Below are 16,932 nucleotides of genomic sequence, written 5' to 3'. Positions count from 1 at the left end.
CTTCCAGGGCGCCCACGTGGCTGACACGATGGGCACCACTCCGCACCACCTTTCCGAAAGAGGTACGACGACCATGACCGCTGCCGCCTGGCACCCGGACCCCACCGGCCGCCACGAGCTCCGCTACTGGGACGGCGCCCAGTGGACCGACCACGTGTCCGACCAGGGCGTGCAGGCGACCTCGCCGCTCTACCCGCCCACCGAGGCCGCCGCCCAGCAGAGCGTCGAGACCGGTGGCGCCGACCAGGCCGCCGCGAGCAGCACGGGCGGCGCCGACGCCGACCCGTGGGTCGGCTCGTCGGTCGTCGACGCCCAGGCCGAGGCCGCGGTCGACGCCCCGACCGGTACGCCGTCGGTCGCGCCCGACGCGGTCACCGCGTTCGCGCCGCTCGGCGTCCAGTCCGGCGAGGTGCCCGCGGCCGAGCCCCAGGCCGAGGTCCCGGCCGAGGTTCCCGCCCAGTCCGAGCCGCCCGCGTGGCAGCCGGCCCAGCAGGCGGAGCCGGTCCAGCCGTACCAGGCCCAGCCCGAGGCGCAGCCCTTCCAGGCCCAGGCCGCCCCGGCCGTGCCGTCGTACCAGCCGCAGCCGATGGGCGGCGCTCAGCCCCAGGGTGCCCTGGGCGACGCCTTCGCCGGGATCAGCGGCGAGCTCATCGACGGTCGCTTCAGCGAGGTCGACGGGGCCGGCGCGATGCTCCAGAACAAGAAGCTGCTCCGGGTGCGGATCACCGAGCCGTTCATGGCCAAGCAGGGCTCGATGGTGGCCTACCAGGGCAACGTCAACTTCGCCTACCAGGGCGGCGGCGCGGCCAAGTTCCTCAAGAAGGCGTTCACCGGCGAGGGCCTCTCGCTCATGCGCGTCGAGGGCCAGGGCGACGTCTTCCTCGCCGACCTCGCGCACGACGTCCACATCCTGCACCTCAACAACAGCGGGCTGTCGGTCAACGGCCGCAACGTGCTCGCCTTCTCGGCCTCCCTCGACTGGAACGTCGAGCGGGTCAAGGGCGGCAGCATCGCCGCCGGCGGGCTGTTCAACACGACCCTGCGCGGCACCGGCTGGGTCGCGATCACGACCGAGGGCATGCCGGTGGTGCTCAACGCCGCCGAGGCGCCGACCTTCGCCGACGCCCAGGCCCTCGTCGCCTGGTCGGTCCAGCTCCAGACCTCGCTGCGCTCCACGGTCTCGGCCGGCGCGCTGATCGGCCGCGGCTCGGGCGAGGCCTTCCAGGTCTCGTTCCAGGGTCCGGGCTTCGTCATCGTGCAGCCCTCCGAGGGCCCGCCGGTCACCACGGCCTGAGGTGTCGACGACGGCCGGGTGAGCGTGAGATCACGCTCGCTCGGCCGTCGTCGTCCCTGGGTACGACGGCTAGTCTCTCCTCATGAACCAGGCCCTCCCCCACACCGGTGAGAAGGTCCGCGCGCGCTTGGACACCCTCGGTGACCAGATCAGCGAGAAGGTCGCGGACATCAAGCCGAAGCTGCGGGGCTGGATCCACCTGGCCTCGACGCCGCTGGTCCTCGCCGCCGGCATCGTGCTGATCACCCTCTCGCCCACCGCGGCGACCAAGGTCGGCTCGGCGCTCTACGCGACGTCCGCGCTGCTGCTCTTCGGCATCTCCGCGCTCTACCACCGCGGCACGTGGTCGCCCAAGGTGTGGCAGATCCTCAACCGGTTCGACCACTCCAACATCTTCTTGTTCATCGCGGGCTCCTACACGCCCTTCGCGGTGATCCTGCTCGAGGGCCCCGCGCGGGTGGTCATGCTCTCGGTCGTGTGGTCCGGCGCCCTGCTCGGCATCGCGTTCAAGCTGTTCTGGCCGACCGCGCCGCGCTGGCTGTCCGCGCCGATCTACATCGCGCTCGGCTGGGCGGCGATCTTCTTCATCCCGGCGTTCTTCGAGGGCGCGACGGCGCTCGGCCTCGGCATCGGGATCGCGATCTTCGTGCTGATCATCGTCGGCGGCGCGCTCTACACGATGGGCGGTCTGGTCTACGGCTTCCAGTGGCCGAACCCCTCGCCGCGCGTGTTCGGCTTCCACGAGATCTTCCACGGCTTCACCATCGCCGCGTTCGCCGCGCACTACGTCGGCGTCTCGCTGGCGACCTACTCGCTGCGCTGACCCAGCCGCTCCAGCAGCACCAGCACCTCCGCGTGCGGGGTCTGCGGGAACATGTCGAGCAGCCGCCCCCGCACCACCCGGTACGACGCCAGGTCGGCCAGGTCGCGCGCCAGCGTCTCGGGGTTGCAGCTGGAGTAGAGCACGTGCCGGGCCCCCGAGCCCTCCAGCCGGCGGGCCAGGTCGTGCCCGAGCCCGCGCCGGGGCGGGTTGACGACCACCAGGTCGGCGCCGGTCAGCAGCGCGGCGTGCTCAGGCGCGGTCGCATCGCCCACCGCGAACGCGAGACTGCCCGGCAGCCCGGCCTCGTCCCGGGAGCGCTCGGCGCTGGCGATCGCGTCGGCGCTGATCTCGATCCCGTCGACCCGGCGCCCCGGCGCGGCCAGGTGGAGCGCGAAGCCGCCCACCCCGCAGTAGAGGTCGACCACTCGCGCGGGAGCCAGGTCGCGCACCCACGCGGCCGCCTCGCGGTAGAGCGCCGCCGCCACGGTCGTGTTGGTCTGGAAGAAGCTGCGCGGGCGCAGGTGCAGCGTCACCGCCTCCATCCGCATGGGCAGCGTGTCGTCCTCGGTGAGCACGATCTCGCGCTCCCCCTCCAGCACCGCGCGGTGCTCGGGCTGGACGTTGATCGTGAGCACCCGGACCTGCGGCAGCCGCTCCCGCAGCCAGGGCAGGTGCTTGCGGACCCGGGCCTCGGCGGCCGTGGAGCGCAGCACCAGCCGCACCATCAGCTCACCGTCGGGCGACTCGGTGACCAGGACGTGCTTGAGCTCGCCGCGCTGGGCGACCGGGCGCCCCGAGCCCACGTCGTACGGCGTGAGGGCGGTGGCGCTCACGAGCTCGGCCAGCACCGGCAGCGCCGCCACGATCCCCGGCGTGTGGAGCGCGCAGTCGCGCAGGTCGTAGCCGCGGCTGGGATCGGCCGGGTCGAGGATGCCGAGGGTCGGCGCGGCCGCCGTCCCGGTGACGACCATCTTGGCCTTGTTGCGAAAGCCCGAGGGCGGGCTCACGACCGGCGGCAGCCAGACCTCGCCGGGGGCGCCGACGAGGGCGCGGGTGGTGGCCTCCTTGGCGGCCAGCTGGTCGTCGTACGGGCGGCCGAGCCAGGTGCAGGAGCGGCACTCCCCCGCCGTGAAGTGGGCGCAGTCGAGCACGGCGAGACCCATGCCTCCATCGTAGGGCGACGAGAGCGCCACGAGCGCCATTCCCGGACTTAGGCTGATAGCCTTAGTCCATGAGCGCTGCCGTGGTCGTCAACGTGCACGAGGCGAAGACCAACCTCTCCCGACTCCTCGCCCGCGTCGAGGCCGGCGAGGAGATCGTGATCGCCCGTGGCGGCAAGCCGGTCGCCCGGCTCGAGCCGTTCACCCGACCGGCGGTCACCGTGGGCTTCCTCGACCTCCCCGAGATCCCCGACGACTTCTTCGCTCCCCTCGACGACGACGAGCTCACGGAGTGGGGCCTGTGACGCTGCTGCTCGACACGCACGCCTTCTACTGGACCGTGCGCCGCGAGAGCCGCCTCCCGGACCACGTGCGCGCAGCGCTCCACGAGGCGCCGCGCCGGTTCGTCTCGGACGTCTCGGCCTACGAGGTCGCGCTCAAGGTCCGCCTCGGCAAGTTCCCCACGGCCACCGCCCTGCGCGACCGGTGGACCGAGGCGCTCGCGACGCTGCCGGCGATCGCACTCCCGATGTCGACCTCCCACGCCCTGCTCGCCGGGTCGCTCGCCTGGGAGCACCGGGACCCCTTCGATCGCCTCCTGGCCGCCCAGGCGATCCTCGAGGGACTCACCCTGGTCACGGCCGACGCTGCCTTCGACACCGCGCCCGGCCTCACCGTGCTCCGCTGGTGACCGATCCGGGCACCGCGAACAGCCCTAGGGTGTGCCCGTGACGTCGTCCTCGTTCGAGAAGGTGCAGGCCGCCCCCGTCCTCGCGACGGTACGGCGCCTGGAGGAGCGGGTCGAGGCGCGCTTCCCCGGTCGCGGGCTGCACCGGGTCGCGGGCGAGCTGGCCGCCCTGGTCGAGACGGTGGCGTCCTCGACGGCGTCGGTCCGGGGCCGGCGGTCGTGGCTGCGGCCGCTGTCGCGGTTCGGGATCGTCGCGGTGATCGCGGTGACCACGACCGTGATGGTGCTGGCCGTGCGCTCGGCGGCCATCGACGCCCCCGACACCGGCCTGGAGTGGATCCCGCTGCTCGAGAGCGCCGTCAACGACCTGGTGTTCGCGGCGCTGGCGATCTGGTTCCTGTACTCCGTGCCCGAGCGGCTGCAGCGCGCGGGACTGCTCGAGCTGCTCCACCGGCTGCGCTCGCTGGCCCACATCGTCGACATGCACCAGCTCACCAAGGACCCCGAGCGGCTGCGCTCGTCGTTCAGCCCGACGCCGGCGAGCGTGCCGGTGGACCTCGCGCCCGACCAGCTGGAGAACTACCTCGACTACTGCTCGGAGCTGCTCAGCCTGATCGGCAAGGCCGCGGCGCTGTGCGCGGAGGCCTCGCGCGACCCGGTGGTGCTCGACACGGTGAGCACCGTCGAGACGCTGACGGTGTCGCTGGAGCGCAAGATCTGGCAGAAGATCGCGGTGCTCAACCACGTGCGCGAGGCGGCGGCGCCGGAGAGCTAGCCAGGGCTCAGCGACACCAGGCGAGGTCGGTCCAGCGGACGAGCTTGCCCCACTGGCTGGTGCCGTAGCGGGTGTCCGTGCGGGCCTGCACCGACATCGCGTTCTCGAGGGGGACGTAGGCGCTCCACGCGGACCCGCGGCCCTGCCCGTTGTAGTAGTAGTACGTCGGTCCGTTGGCCATCCAGGGGCTCCACGGGTTGCGATAGCTGCGCGCGGTCTTCACGTTGACCTGGAACCGCGCCTGGCTGAGGAGCCGGTCGGCGCGGCTCAGGTCGAGGTCGAACCGGACGGTCTTGAAGCCGTTCCCGTCGTGGCGGTAGCGGCACGCCGCGACGCGGACGCCGCGCACGGTCTTGTACAACGTCGTGGTGCCGACGGTCGTGTTGCCGCTGGCGGCGACACGCTCTCCCAGGGGAGCCGGCGCGGCGCCGGCGGTGGGGATCGGCGCCCCCGACGGGGCGAGAGCGAGACCGGCGGCGGCGGTCAGGGTGACGGCGAGAGTCGCGAAGCGGCGGAGCACGAGAACCTCCCAGGTTCGTTGACGGCGCTCCGCCACCTGCCCGCCGGCGCGCGAGGGCAAACCTGCGGCGGCAGCGACCCGGCTAGCCCCGTTGCCGTCCGAGCGCCCCCTCCAGCACCCGTACGGCGGCCGGGTAGCCCCCCGGGTCCGGCCCGATGTACGACAGCCGCAGGTACGGCGCCGACGGCTCCGCCGGGAACCACTCGTCACCGCCGGCCACCCACACCCCGTCGGCCGCGCAGTCGCGGACCAGCCGCTCGACGTCGGTGCCGCCGGGCAGCCGTGCCCACAGGTGCAGCCCGCCCGGCGGTACGACGTCCAGCGCGACCGACGGGGCGTGCTCGTGCAGGCTCTCGACCAGCAGGTCGCGGCGCTCCCGCAGCTGGGCGCGCAGCCGGCGCAGGTGGGTGCGCCAGGCGGGGTCGCTGACCACCTCGAGGGCGGCCTGCTGGAGCAGTCCGCTGACGTACATCGACTCGGCCGAGCGGTCGCCGAGGATCCGGTCGCGGGCGGGGCCGCGGGCGATGACGGCGGCGACCCGCAGGGCCGGCGAGACGCTCTTGGTCAGCGAGCGCAGGTAGACGACGTGGCCCGCGTCGTCGCGGGCGGCGACCGGGCGCGAGGTGGTGTCGATGCCGAAGTCGTGGGCCCAGTCGTCGTCGACGAGGAAGGCCCCGTGGGCGCGGACGACGGCGAGCACCTCGTCGGCGCGCTCGACGCTCCACTGGGCGCCGGTGGGGTTGGCGTAGTTGGGCTGGGCGTAGAAGGCGCGGGCGCCGGTCTCGCGGAACGACCGGTCGACCTCGGCCGGATCGGGGCCGGCGCCGTCGTCGGAGACGGGGACCGGCACCAGCTCGACGCCCGCCTGGCGGGCCGCCTGGATCGCGCCCCAGTAGGTCGGGGACTCCACCAGCAGCGACTGGCCCGGCGCGACCAGCGCGCGGAAGATCGACGAGAGCGCGCTCTGGCTGCCCGGCGCGATGACGACATCGGCCGGGGTCACCGCGCCGAGGTGGGCGGGGGTCGCGTCGGCCAGCTCGGCGGCGAACCACGCCCGCAGCTCGCTCATGCCCGGGGCCGGCGGTCGGGCCGTCGCGGCGGCGCCGCGGGCGGCCCGGCCCAGCGCGGTGCGCACGAGCCGCTCCGGCAGCAGCTCGGGTCCCGGGTAGCCCGCGTGGAGCACCTGGGCGTCCGGCGGCGCGGTGAGCAGCGGACCGGCGATCCGCGGCAGGTTCGCGCGCGGGGTGCGCAGCGCGGCGGTCTGCCAGCCGAAGTCGGGCCCCCGGGTGGGCCGGACCGCGCGGACGAAGGTGCCCACCCCCGGTCGGCTCTCCACGAGGCCCTCGGCGACCAGGCGGCGCAGCGCCTTCTGCACGGTGACCGGGCTCGCCTCGTGCTGCTGGACCAGCGCGCGGGTCGACGGCAGCTGGGCACCTTCGGGCGCGTCCCGGATCCAGGCGCGCAGCGCGGCGATGATCCGCGCACTGCTATCGTTGTTCATGTCAGCACAGAGTAGCGCTATCGTCTCCCGTCGGCACCTGCTATCGACGGTCCCGGCCGGTCTCGCCTGGGGGCTCCTCGGGGTGCTGGCCTTTTCGTTCACCGTCCCGCTCACCCGGGTCGCGCTGCGCGACCTCGACCCGCTCTTCATCGGCGCGGGCCGCGCGGTGGTCGCCGCGGCGCTCGCCGGGACCGCGCTCGCGCTCAGCCGCCAGCGGCTCCCCCGCGGCGCCCAGTGGGGCCGGCTCGCCGTCGTCGGGGCCGGCGTCGTCGCGGGGTTCCCCCTCCTCACGTCGTACGCGCTGACGGAGGTGCCGGCCAGCCACGGCGCCGTGGTGATCGCCGTCCTGCCGGCCGCGACCGCGGTGATCGCGGTGCTGCGGACGCGGGAGCGGCCCGTCCCCGCCTTCTGGCTGTACGCCGGCCTCGGCTCGGCCGCCGCCGTCGGCTTCGCCGTCGCCCAGAGCGGCGGCGTGAGCCACCTGCACCGCGCGGACCTGCTGCTGTTCACCGGCGTGATCGCCTGCGCCACCGGGTACGCCGAGGGCGGCGTGCTGTCCCGCGAGCTCGGCTCGTGGCAGACGATCTCGTGGGCGCTCGTGCTGTCGGCGCCGGTGATGGCGCTGCTGACCACGGTCAGCGTCGTCCGCCAGCCGCCGTCGGCACCGCCGGTGGCCTGGCTGTGCTTCGGCTACCTCGCGGCGATCAGCATGTTCCTCGGCTTCATCGCCTGGTACCGCGGGCTCGCGCTCGGGCCGATGGCGCAGGTCAGCCAGGTCCAGCTCGTCCAGCCGGTGCTCAGCATCACCTGGGCCGGCCTGCTCCTCGGCGAGACGATCACCTGGCTCACCGTCGCCGGCGGGCTGACGGTGATCGCCTGCGCCGGGCGGGCTACTTCTTCCCGCGGCCGTAGAGTCCCCGCACGACCTTCGTGAGCTGCTTCTCCTCCTTGGCCGTGCGGCGGAAGGTCGTCAGCGCGATCGCCGGCTTGAACCGCTGGCGGGCGATGGCGTGGGGGTAGGTGAACTCGCGCAGGCCGTCGGGGCCGTGGATCCGCCCGAAGCCGGAGTCGCCCACCCCGCCGAAGGGCAGCGTCGGAATGCCCGCGAACGAGATGACGCCGTTGATCGCGGTCATCCCGGCGCGCAGCCGCTCGGCGATCTCCATGCCGTGGTCCTTGGAGAAGACCGTCGAGCCGAGCGCGTAGCGGGTGCCGTTGGCCCGCGCGACGGCCTCGTCCATGTCCTTGACCCGGGTCACGGTGACGGTGGGCCCGAAGGTCTCCTCCTGGACCGCCGAGGAGTCCTCGGGGACGTCGACCAGCACGGTCGGCTGGACGAAGCGGGCGCCCTCGGGCACCGGACCGCCGACCAGCGCACGGCCGCCGCGGGCCAGCGCGTCGTCGACGTGGCGGCGGATGATGTCGACCTGCGAGGGCATCGTGATCGGGCCGACCTGGCCGCCGGGCTTGGCCTCCAGCTCTTGGGCCTGGCGGACCAGGTGGTCGAGGAACTCGTCGTAGACGCGGTCATGGACGTAGACCCGCTCGACGCCGGCGCAGGTCTGGCCGGCGTTGGCGGCGGCGCCCCACAGCGCGGCCTCGGCGGCCTCGGCCACGTCGGCGTCCTCGGCGACGATGAGCGCGTCCTTGCCGCCCGCCTCGATGACGACCGGGGTGAGCGTCTCGGCGCAGGCCGCCATCACGCGCTTGCCGGTCGCGGTGGAGCCGGTGAAGGCGACCTTGTCGACGCCGGCCGCGGTCAGCGCGGCGCCCGTCTCGCCGTACCCGGTGACGACCTGGAAGACCGGGCTGCCCACGGCCTCCTGGAAGGTGCGGGCCAGCCACTCGCCGACGCCGGGGGTGTACTCCGAGGGCTTGAAGACGACGGTGTTGCCGGCCGCGAGGGCGTAGGCGATGGAGCCCATCGGGGTGAACACGGGGTAGTTCCAGGGGCCGATCACGCCGACGACACCGAGCGGGCGGTACTCCACGCTCGCGGCCTGGTTGACCATGAGCAGGCCCGGCGCGACGCTGCGCCGCTTGAGCACCTTCTCGGCATGGCTGGCGGCCCAGGCCAGGTGGTCGACGGCGAGCGCGGTCTCGAGGAGCGCGTCGCCGGTGGGCTTGCCGGTCTCGCGGGACATGAGCGCGGCGAGCTCGTCCATGCGGCGGGCGATGAGCTTGCGCCAGCGCACGAGCGCCTGCTTGCGGCCGTCGTACCCGAGGGCCTGCCAGCGGGGCGCCTCGGCGCGGGCGCGGGCGACGGCGGCCCGGACGGCCTCCGCGTCGTGGATCGGGTGGGTGCCGACCACGGCACCGGTGGCCGGGTCGAGCGAGGTGAAGGTCTGCGCGGCGGGAGCGGCCGGCGCGGCGTCGGTGCTGGTCACGCCTCGAACTTACTCGTCGGTCACCTTCAGCGGAATGGGCCGACGAACAAGATGACGAGCACCACGTGGGCACTCACCACAACGGCGGCGATCGCGACGGCCGCCACCGGGCGGCGCCGGGCGACCCACTCGGCGCCCTGGTAGGCCAGCGTGATGAGCGCCAGCGCCGCCGTGACGTGGAGCAGGACCGCCAGCGCGATCCCGCCGACCACGCCCGCGATCGCGAACCGGCCCCAGGTCAGCCCCAGCAGCAGCGGTACGACGACCGCGCCGGCCAGGCCGCCGACCAGCTCGGTCGCGAACGGCCGGTCCCCCATCCACGGCACGACGTCGACCACGTCGAACAGGTCGAGCGTGGCCAGCACCCCCAGCACCGCGACCACCAGCAGGCTCGCGCCAGCCGCGGCGCGGTAGCGGAGGTGCCGCGCGGTCGACCACGCCGCGGAGCCGGACCAGATCGTGCCGAGGGTGACCGCGGACCAGACCAGCCAGCTGCGCACCGGCCCGGTGTCGGTGTCGCGCATCGCCGCCCGGAACACCCGGTCCGCCGCGACCCGGTCGAGCGCGTGGCCCTCGACCGAGAGGTACGTCGGCGGCTCGTGCCGGCCGTGCACGAGACCGTCGTGGAGCAGCGCGGGCGGCAGGTGCCGCCCGGTCCGGGGCACCAGCCAGGTGAAGATCGTCGGGACCGAGGTCAGGTCGGTCTCGAACGTGCCGGGGTCGGCGGGGACCAGCAGGTCGCCGTACTCGCGGTCGCGGTAGGCGATCCGGTGCAGCATCCGGAAGCTCTCGGTGCGCCGGTGCACGTCCCCGGACTCGACCCGCTCCAGCACCACCCGCGGCGGATCGGCGGACCCCTCGTCGTGGAACCGCTCGGGTTCCGGGGTGAGCGCCGACCAGGGGCTCACCGGCAGTCGCCCTGCCCCAGCCGGACCAGCCCGTTGAGGTCGCCGGTCGCGAAGTCGCGCAGCCCGCTGCCGTCGGGGTTCATCAGCTCGCGGTCGGAGTCGACGTGGTCGAGGCCGACCAGGTGACCGAGCTCGTGGAGCAGGATCGCGCGCTGGAAGTCCTCGCCGTCGCGGCGGTCCTCCAGGTCGTCGAAGGAGTCCGCGTCGAGGGTGACCCCGCCGGTGACGTACCAGCGCCACTCGGTGCCGTCGCCCGACTGGGCCGTCGCCCCGCCGACACCGGCCACGTCGCCGGACAGCTCGTCGACCTCGTCGTCGGTCGCCCAGGCGATGAGGACCGGCTCGTGGCGGCCGAACCGGACGCTGCCCTCGGTGTCGGGACGGCGGTCGGTCGTGCCGTCGTACGTGAACCGGAGGCCGGTGATGCCGGCGACCTCGGCGATGCCCTCCTTGACGAACGCGACCGCGTCGTCGTCGCTGCCGGGGGCCTGGTCGGGGTTGATCTCGTAGCGGATCTCGCGGCACGGGTCCCAGGTGACCGGCTCGTCCTTGCTGCCGCGCTGGTGCTGGAGGAAGGCGTACGTGCCGCCCTTCTCGACGTCCGCCGGGTCGCCGAGCCGATCGCCGCCGATCCCGACCACACGGCGCAGCGCGTCGAGCTCGCTGCCCGGGCCGAGCAGCAGGATCACGACGAAGATCACCGCGCTCAGCAGGAGGACGGCGCCGGAGCGCCAGCGCTCGCTCATCCGATGCCCGCGGGGTCGGTGACCGGGCGCTCGCAGACGAAGCCGCGGCAGACGTAGGCCGCGGGGAGGCCGTCGAGCGTCGTACGGCCGGCGAGGAGGGGGATCCGGCCGCTCGCGGCGGTGGCCTCGGTGGTGGCCACGACGACAGCGCCGGGCAGCGCGAGTGCACGGCGCTCCAGGGCGTCGCGCGCCGGTCCGGCCGGTCCGACGACGGCGACCTCGAGCGGTCCGTCGAGCATCGTCGTCGCGGCGGCCAGCGACCACCCGGCGAACCGCGGCGCCTTGTCGGCCAGCACGGCCGCCGTCGCGAGCGCCCGCTCCGCCGCATCGCGGTAGCGGCCCTCGCCGGTCAGCGCGTGCGCTTCGACCAGCGCGTGCACGAGCGCGCTGAACCCGCTCGGCGACGCGTTGTCGCCGGGATCGCGCGGCCGGGTCACCAGCACCTCGGCATCGTCCCGGGTGTCGTAGAAGCCGCCGTCGGGCGCGGCGAACCCCGCCAGGGCGCTGTCGATCAGCGCCGTCGCGTGCCGCAACCAGCGCGGGTCGGCCGTCGCCTGGGCGAGCGCCAAGAAGCCCGACGCGACGCACCCGTAGTCCTCCAGCACCCCGGCATGGGCGCCCGCGACACCGTCGCGCGAGACCCGGAGCAGCCGGCCGTCGTCGCGCAGGTGGAGCCGGACGAGCAGCTCGCCCGCCTCGACCGCCGCCTGCCGCAGGTCCTCGCGCCCTAGCCGCCGTGCCGCGTCGAGCAGCCCGCTGATCGCCAGGCCGTTCCAGGCGGCGACGACCTTGTCGTCGCGGGCCGGCCGCGGACGGGCCTCACGGGCCTCGCGGAGCCGGGTCCGGATCGTCGCGAGCCGCGCCCGCTCGGCGGGGTCGTCCGGGAAGTGGCGCAGCTGGAGGGTCGACATGCCGTCCTCGAACGTGCCCTCGCTGGTGACCTGGAAGAGCTCCGCCGCCCACGCGCCGTCGTCCGGCCCGAGGACCGCGACGAGCTGGTCCGGCGTCCAGGCGTAGAACAGCCCCTCCTCGGCGTGCCCGCCCGGATCGGCCGGGCTGTCCGCGTCGAGCGCCGAGGCGAACCCACCCTCGGCCGTGCGCAGCTCGCGGAGCAGGAAGTCCGCCGTCTCCCCCGCCACCCGGTCCCCCTGCTCGGTCCCGAGCCGCGCGTAGAGGCCCAGCAGCTGGGCGTTGTCGTAGAGCATCTTCTCGAAGTGCGGCACCACCCACGCCCGGTCCACCGCGTAGCGCGCGAACCCGCCGCCCACCTGGTCGTACATGCCGCTGCCGGCCATCGCCGCGACCGTCCGCGCGAGCATGTGCCGGGCCGCCTGGCGGGCCTGACCGTCGTACCGGCGGAGGAACTCGAGGACCATCGTCGGCGGGAACTTGGGGGCGTTGCCGAAGCCGCCGGCCATCGCGTCGTACTCCTGGGCGAGGGTGGCGACCGCCCCGTCGATCCGGTCCCCCGTCAACGCGTACGCCGGCAGTGCCGCCTCGTCCCGCAGGTGCGCGGCCACCTTGCCCGCCGTCGCCCGCACGTCGTCCCCCTTGGTCACCCACGCATCGCTCAACGCCCGCAGCACCTGCGTGAACGACGGCGATCCGTGCCGCGGCTGGTCCGGCAGGTACGTCGCCGCGAAGAACGGCGCCCCCTCGTGATCCATCACCACCGTCATCGGCCACCCACCCTGACCGGTCATCGCCGTCGTCGCCTGCATGTAGACCGCATCGACGTCCGGCCGCTCCTCACGGTCCACCTTGACGCTCACGTAGTGCTCGTTGAGGTAGGCCGCCGTCGCCTCGTCCTCGAACGACTCGTGGGCCATGACGTGGCACCAGTGGCAGGCGGCGTACCCGACGCTCAGCAGGATCGGGACGTTGCGGCGCCGGGCCTCGGCGAAGGCCTCCGGGCCCCACTCCCACCAGCCGACGGGGTTGTCGGCGTGCTGGAGGAGGTAGGGGGACGTGGCGTTCGCCAGGCGGTTGACCATGGTCTCGACCTTCATCGGTGGCGGAGGCAATCACGCGTGCGCGCGGAATGGTCCCAGCCTAGGGGGCTGCGAAGTCCTCGGGCTCGGCGCAGCCGGCGTCTAGGAAGCGCACTCCGTCGCGATCTGGTCGGCCGCCTCACGCAGCGCCTCGGCGTCCCCCTCAGCATGGGGCGCCGGCGCCTCACCGCGCTTGATCGCGTCCTTGGCCGCATCCGACAGATCGGACTCCAGCAGGACACGGACCCGGCACTCCGCCTGCTTCTTCTCCACTGGGACGCCCAGCGGGCCGTCCGAAGCCGTCAGCTCTGAGGCCGCGGCCGTGACCTCGGCGGGGTCGGCGCCACCGCACGCGGTGAGCATCATCGCGGCTCCGACAAGGAGCAGACCCTGCATCCGACGCTTCACGCCACCACTCCATTCTTGATCTCAGGTGTCCCGTTGGTCGTTCGAACCGCTCCGGCGAGGAGCTTCATAGATCTCAGCAGCCGGCCAGTCATCCTCGTACACCTCAATACCCGAGCCGCGCGAGGTTGCGGGTCCGGAAGGCCACGCCATGCGCAAGGTGAGATTCGAGAGCTTCTCGAATCTCGGGCCAGCGAAGCCGACGCATCGTGAACTCGAGGCTCTCTACGGATCCCATGGCCAATCGGTTGCCAGCCGTTCCAACTCAGCGACCGCGACCGTATGTGCAACTCGATCCGATTCGAGCAATGAACGTAGGTCAGCGAGCAGGTGTTCGTACGTGTCGACACCGACTGATTGCTCCGCGGCGTGCGCGATGTAGTCAGGCAGCTCAGCGAGTTCTCGGCTGTCGGTGTACTCATGGCGCTATCTCCGAATAGGCGCCTGGACGAACGAGAAGGTCCGACGATCCGAATGCCTCCTCGGCAGCCGTTTGGGCACGGGGCCGAACCGCTTGTAGCGCCCCGATCCGCTGACGAGTTGGTGCACCTCGTCCTCCGGTTGCTTGTGCATCGCGAAAACCGATCTCGGCAGCGTTTGTTGCCGATAGCACCCAGATCGCCCGAGCAAGGGGCGGTGGGTCAGAGCCACTCAAGGTCCTCGAGCTGCTTCCACTCTGCGGGCAGGCCTCGGCGAGCAAGCTCGTCCTCAAGGTTCGTGAATCCAGTCGGGGTCGGTTCGACACCAGGAATCCAAACCGCCTCGCACTCGTCGCAGACTTGAAGAGTCTCGTCGGTCACGATGATTCGGTACATGCTCACCCGGCCCTGACCGCAGCGTGGGCACTCGATGTAGAGACTCACGGCGACGGAAACGCTGTAATGATCTGGCTAGTGCCAGGGCGGACAATGATCGTGATGCTGGTTTCACCTTCTGTGCCGACGGTCCTCCCCCTAGGAACAACGTACTTGCCGGGATCGACAGCGGATGCAGGGCCACGCATCGCCCCAGCCACAACAGCCTCAATGGGTCTCACGGCCATGCCTCGAGCGCGGCACGTGCGGCCCTCATCACATCAGTACCGGCATCTTCGGCGCCGAGAACGACCGCCAGAAGCTCGGCAGCCAGTTCGAACGCCAAGGATGAGGATTCGACAGGATCGAAACCTGCCCGATCCACGACGAGTCGTCCACCTCGCGGTGCTCGCCGACTGAGGCCGTCCAGGACCGATGAGGCGAACTCGTCTGGCAGTCCGGCAACCAGCGGCTTCGCTAGGCGGCTCGCGCAAGTCGGTTCACCGCTGACAGCAGGGCCAGTGGTCGCGACTTCGACCACGAGTTGCGAACCGGTGTCGGAAGCGAAGGTGCCGCCGACAAGTGCACGGGGCATGAGCCCCCCGGCGCTTCTGAGGATCTCGACCGTCGCCCGGACGCTCCGAGTAGGCAGACTGCTCGTAGGGACATCAACTCTCCGTACGCGAGTCGCAAGGCTCTCCACCACGGCAGTCGGCTCGTCCCGTACGACTGAGGCCTGGCGCGTGTTCACCGAGATGATCATTCGATTCCCCAATAGTTGCGCCAGTTTTGGTTGAAGAGCTGGGGGAACTGCTTGATCACGTCAGGATCATAGTTCGCGAATGTTGGATGGGTCTTTCCGGCAAGCTCGTGGGCACGCACGTAACTCATTCCACCATCCATCAGGCCGGCTTCGGCGAGTTCGTGCGTCATGAAGTTCTTCTCGCCTTCAGTCAAAGGTCGCCCGTCGGTGGCCGCTCCGCGAATCCGTGCCAGCATGGCGTCATTCGCGGGCGAGTGATCCAGCCGAGTCAGGTGGCTCTCGATTCGCGCCGCGTCGTCCAGAAGGCTTGATGACGAGATCACCGCTCCAGAACTTGCCCCGCCGGACACTGCCTTGTCTCCCACCTTCTCTGCGGCGTCGGTGGTTGTCTTGCGGCCGGTCTCTTCGACGGTCTCAACAGCGAGCTTCTCGATCGTGTGGGCGGTGGCGCGTCTCGCGATTCCCGCAACGATGCCCGCACCCCACGCACACACCCACTCGCACGCATTGTTGGCAAACGAGCCGTCATCAGTGCCGGCCCACACATAGAACTTGTCCTTGAGCGTGGTCTCACCGGTGAACTCCATCCCCGGGAACGGAACCACCAAGCCCGGGGCGACCTGGACATCGGTCGTCGTCGTGCGCGGGAGGATGGCCTCGAACTCCAGGGCACCGCCCACAACCCCGGTGCCGGCGTCCTTCAGCATCTTCCCGAAGCCGTGGCCCCAGAACCCACCGTCATCGCTCCCGGAGAAGATGGTGCGAGTGAACTGTCGGTACCGATCCATCGCTGTTGCCTTCTGGACCGGGGGCGCCTTGATGTTGGTGAATCGTCCCTTGGCATCGACGTCGTACGAACACTCCTCCCCGCCGCAGATCGGCCGGTGCCCGTCGGGGTCGGAGTAGTTCAGCGGGTTGCCGTTGACGTAGGTGTAGGTGTTCGCCGTCAACGGATCGGTCCCGACCGACAGATCCGTCGAGGGGCTCGCGACCCGGTAAGCGTCCGGCGCCGTGAACGCACCCGTCCTCGGGTCGTAGGTCCGCGTACCCATCTGATACGTCCCCGTCGACCCATCACGAGTCATCCCCCGATACCACTGACTGTTGCCCGTGGTGCCGATCTGCGAACCGTTCTTGCACACCCCGTTGGGGTTGCCCCCACCCGTCGAGGCCTCGTACGGCGTCCCGTACGGGTTGTAGACCACCCCACACGCCAACACACCCGCACCACTACCCGGACGCGTCGTGACCGCAGTGATGTTGCCGTTGCCATCGGTGTCCAAGAACGCCTTGCCCGCCGACACATTGGTCTGGTCATAACCGACCGCGTTCCCCACCGCATCGAGCTGGTACAGCACCTCCGGCTTCGACCGAGCACCGTTGACCGAATCGACCTGACCCACCAACGACGTCGACAGACCGTCATAGACGCTCTTGGTCACACCCGCGTCATCGACCTGACCAGGACCCGAGCCGTTCCCATCACCCAGCTCATCAACCGAGATCGACCGCTGCCGATCCAACCCGTCATAGGTGTACGTCGACTCCCGCGCATCACCACCACAAGCGGTCGAGCCGTCCAGCTTGACCGTCCTGACCCGGTCGAACACGTCATAGGAGTTCGTCGCACACCCATCGAACCGGAGCAGACCCTCGTTCGGTCGACGGCGTCATAGACGGTGTCGGCATAGGCGAACGCGGGCGGGCCACGCACGCTCCCGCTCGGGGTACCGGGTGGGTTGCAGACCGGCGCGTCCTAGGTGTAGGCGGCCACCGGAACATCCGGCAACGGCGAAGCTTCGGCGAGTGAGCCGAGGCTGAGCCACGCAACGAGGATCGCCACCAGGACGCGCAGGAGGATCCTCAGTCACCCACGAATCTGAGCTCGGAGGAGTCATCCCTGAGGCCCCTGGCACAGAGGTTCGTGAGCTCCCGCGTGATCGCCACAATCGACGCCCGTGACGTCGACCCCGCAAGCTGTCGAAGTTCCTCGCCAAGCGCCTTTAGCTGAGAATGAGTGAAAGTGGCGTCTCCGTACGGATCGACCTGTGACAGCAGTGGATACAACTCGTGGGTCGGATCCAATGATTGCAAGGTGGCTTCGACGACATCCCACCAGTGCTCGGCGCCGTCGATCAGCCCGTTGCCTGTCCAGAGTTCGATGGTGATGGCCATAG

The 16,932-nt window shown here is 71.5% G+C and carries 16 protein-coding genes; 6 read left to right on the top strand and 10 right to left on the bottom strand.

Annotated elements, in window-relative coordinates; all coding sequences use genetic code 11:
• The first annotated feature begins 73 nt into the window (after positions 1 to 73).
• A complete protein-coding gene (locus M0M48_RS01920; RefSeq protein WP_257754176.1) occupies positions 74 to 1,294 on the top strand; it encodes an AIM24 family protein in 1,221 nt (406 codons plus the stop codon).
• An 82-nt stretch (positions 1,295 to 1,376) separates the two neighbouring features.
• Entirely contained in the window at positions 1,377 to 2,117 is a 741-nt protein-coding gene (gene trhA, locus M0M48_RS01915) for a PAQR family membrane homeostasis protein TrhA (RefSeq protein WP_215816491.1), read from the top strand.
• Here trhA and rlmC read toward each other — a convergent pair.
• Complete coding sequence (gene rlmC, locus M0M48_RS01910) at positions 2,102 to 3,280, bottom strand: 23S rRNA (uracil(747)-C(5))-methyltransferase RlmC (RefSeq protein ID WP_257754175.1); 1,179 nt, start codon at positions 3,278 to 3,280, stop codon at positions 2,102 to 2,104. The two genes, trhA and rlmC, sit on opposite strands and share 16 nt — an antisense overlap.
• Before the next feature lie 68 nt (positions 3,281 to 3,348).
• On the opposite strand from rlmC, the gene M0M48_RS01905 reads away from it, so the two are divergent.
• Genes M0M48_RS01905 through M0M48_RS01895 form a run of 3 tightly spaced genes read left to right on the top strand, consistent with a single transcriptional unit; the run spans position 3,349 to position 4,740 of the window.
• Positions 3,349 to 3,582 (top strand): type II toxin-antitoxin system Phd/YefM family antitoxin, encoded by a 234-nt coding sequence (locus tag M0M48_RS01905; protein WP_257754174.1) that lies wholly within the window; start codon positions 3,349 to 3,351, stop codon positions 3,580 to 3,582.
• On the top strand, positions 3,579 to 3,968 hold the full coding sequence (locus tag M0M48_RS01900; protein WP_257754173.1) for a type II toxin-antitoxin system VapC family toxin: 390 nt from the start codon (positions 3,579 to 3,581) through the stop codon (positions 3,966 to 3,968). Before M0M48_RS01905 ends, M0M48_RS01900 begins: the two co-directional genes overlap by 4 nt.
• A 37-nt stretch (positions 3,969 to 4,005) precedes the next feature.
• A complete protein-coding gene (locus M0M48_RS01895; protein WP_257754172.1) occupies positions 4,006 to 4,740 on the top strand; it encodes a hypothetical protein in 735 nt (244 codons plus the stop codon).
• Between the two features lie 7 nt (positions 4,741 to 4,747).
• Here the strand turns inward: M0M48_RS01895 and M0M48_RS01890 are convergent, their stop codons facing one another.
• Complete coding sequence (locus M0M48_RS01890; RefSeq protein ID WP_257754171.1) at positions 4,748 to 5,260, bottom strand: hypothetical protein; 513 nt, start codon at positions 5,258 to 5,260, stop codon at positions 4,748 to 4,750.
• 82 nt (positions 5,261 to 5,342) lie between these two features.
• Entirely contained in the window at positions 5,343 to 6,761 is a 1,419-nt protein-coding gene (locus M0M48_RS01885) for an aminotransferase-like domain-containing protein (protein ID WP_257754170.1), read from the bottom strand.
• Between M0M48_RS01885 and M0M48_RS01880 the strand changes: the two genes are divergently transcribed.
• The gene (locus M0M48_RS01880) at positions 6,733 to 7,695 is read left to right on the top strand and encodes a DMT family transporter (protein WP_308220361.1); all 963 of its coding nucleotides are present in this window, start codon (positions 6,733 to 6,735) and stop codon (positions 7,693 to 7,695) included. The genes M0M48_RS01885 and M0M48_RS01880 overlap by 29 nt on opposite strands.
• On the opposite strand, the gene M0M48_RS01875 is transcribed toward M0M48_RS01880, so the two are convergent.
• From M0M48_RS01875 to M0M48_RS01845, 7 genes are all read right to left on the bottom strand, one after another.
• Positions 7,652 to 9,148, bottom strand: coding sequence for an aldehyde dehydrogenase family protein (locus M0M48_RS01875; protein ID WP_257754168.1), 1,497 nt, complete (start codon positions 9,146 to 9,148; stop codon positions 7,652 to 7,654). The two genes, M0M48_RS01880 and M0M48_RS01875, sit on opposite strands and share 44 nt — an antisense overlap.
• Before the next feature lie 26 nt (positions 9,149 to 9,174).
• A complete protein-coding gene (locus tag M0M48_RS01870; protein WP_257754167.1) occupies positions 9,175 to 10,056 on the bottom strand; it encodes a DUF1353 domain-containing protein in 882 nt (293 codons plus the stop codon).
• On the bottom strand, positions 10,053 to 10,802 hold the full coding sequence (locus tag M0M48_RS01865; RefSeq protein WP_215816509.1) for a matrixin family metalloprotease: 750 nt from the start codon (positions 10,800 to 10,802) through the stop codon (positions 10,053 to 10,055). Before M0M48_RS01865 ends, M0M48_RS01870 begins: the two co-directional genes overlap by 4 nt.
• Positions 10,799 to 12,811, bottom strand: coding sequence for a thioredoxin domain-containing protein (locus tag M0M48_RS01860; protein WP_257754166.1), 2,013 nt, complete (start codon positions 12,809 to 12,811; stop codon positions 10,799 to 10,801). Before M0M48_RS01860 ends, M0M48_RS01865 begins: the two co-directional genes overlap by 4 nt.
• Before the next feature lie 84 nt (positions 12,812 to 12,895).
• Entirely contained in the window at positions 12,896 to 13,201 is a 306-nt protein-coding gene (locus tag M0M48_RS01855; protein ID WP_257754165.1) for a hypothetical protein, read from the bottom strand.
• Positions 13,202 to 14,751: 1,550 nt separating this feature from the next.
• On the bottom strand, positions 14,752 to 16,365 hold the full coding sequence (locus M0M48_RS01850; RefSeq protein WP_257754164.1) for an RHS repeat-associated core domain-containing protein: 1,614 nt from the start codon (positions 16,363 to 16,365) through the stop codon (positions 14,752 to 14,754).
• A 253-nt stretch (positions 16,366 to 16,618) separates the two neighbouring features.
• Positions 16,619 to 16,930 (bottom strand): hypothetical protein, encoded by a 312-nt coding sequence (locus M0M48_RS01845; RefSeq protein WP_257754163.1) that lies wholly within the window; start codon positions 16,928 to 16,930, stop codon positions 16,619 to 16,621.
• Positions 16,931 to 16,932: the final 2 nt, after the last annotated feature.

The organism is Pimelobacter simplex, from assembly GCF_024662235.1.
Classification (GTDB): Bacteria; Actinomycetota; Actinomycetes; order Propionibacteriales; family Nocardioidaceae; genus Nocardioides.
The sequence above is the reverse complement of the archived record's forward strand: the minus strand, read 5'-3'. Positions and strand labels throughout refer to the sequence as shown.

Bases quoted from the DNA above. Each gene is read 5' to 3' on its own strand.
- M0M48_RS01865 (WP_215816509.1), bottom strand. From the start codon at position 10,802: ATGAGCGAGCGCTGGCGCTCCGGCGCCGTCCTCCTGCTGAGCGCGGTG.
- M0M48_RS01905 (WP_257754174.1), top strand. From the start codon at position 3,349: ATGAGCGCTGCCGTGGTCGTCAACGTGCACGAGGCGAAGACCAACCTC.
- M0M48_RS01880 (WP_308220361.1), top strand. From the start codon at position 6,733: ATGATCCGCGCACTGCTATCGTTGTTCATGTCAGCACAGAGTAGCGCT.
- M0M48_RS01920 (WP_257754176.1), top strand. From the start codon at position 74: ATGACCGCTGCCGCCTGGCACCCGGACCCCACCGGCCGCCACGAGCTC.
- M0M48_RS01860 (WP_257754166.1), bottom strand. From the start codon at position 12,811: ATGAAGGTCGAGACCATGGTCAACCGCCTGGCGAACGCCACGTCCCCC.
- rlmC (WP_257754175.1), bottom strand. From the start codon at position 3,280: ATGGGTCTCGCCGTGCTCGACTGCGCCCACTTCACGGCGGGGGAGTGC.
- trhA (WP_215816491.1), top strand. From the start codon at position 1,377: ATGAACCAGGCCCTCCCCCACACCGGTGAGAAGGTCCGCGCGCGCTTG.
- M0M48_RS01845 (WP_257754163.1), bottom strand. From the start codon at position 16,930: ATGGCCATCACCATCGAACTCTGGACAGGCAACGGGCTGATCGACGGC.
- M0M48_RS01885 (WP_257754170.1), bottom strand. From the start codon at position 6,761: ATGAACAACGATAGCAGTGCGCGGATCATCGCCGCGCTGCGCGCCTGG.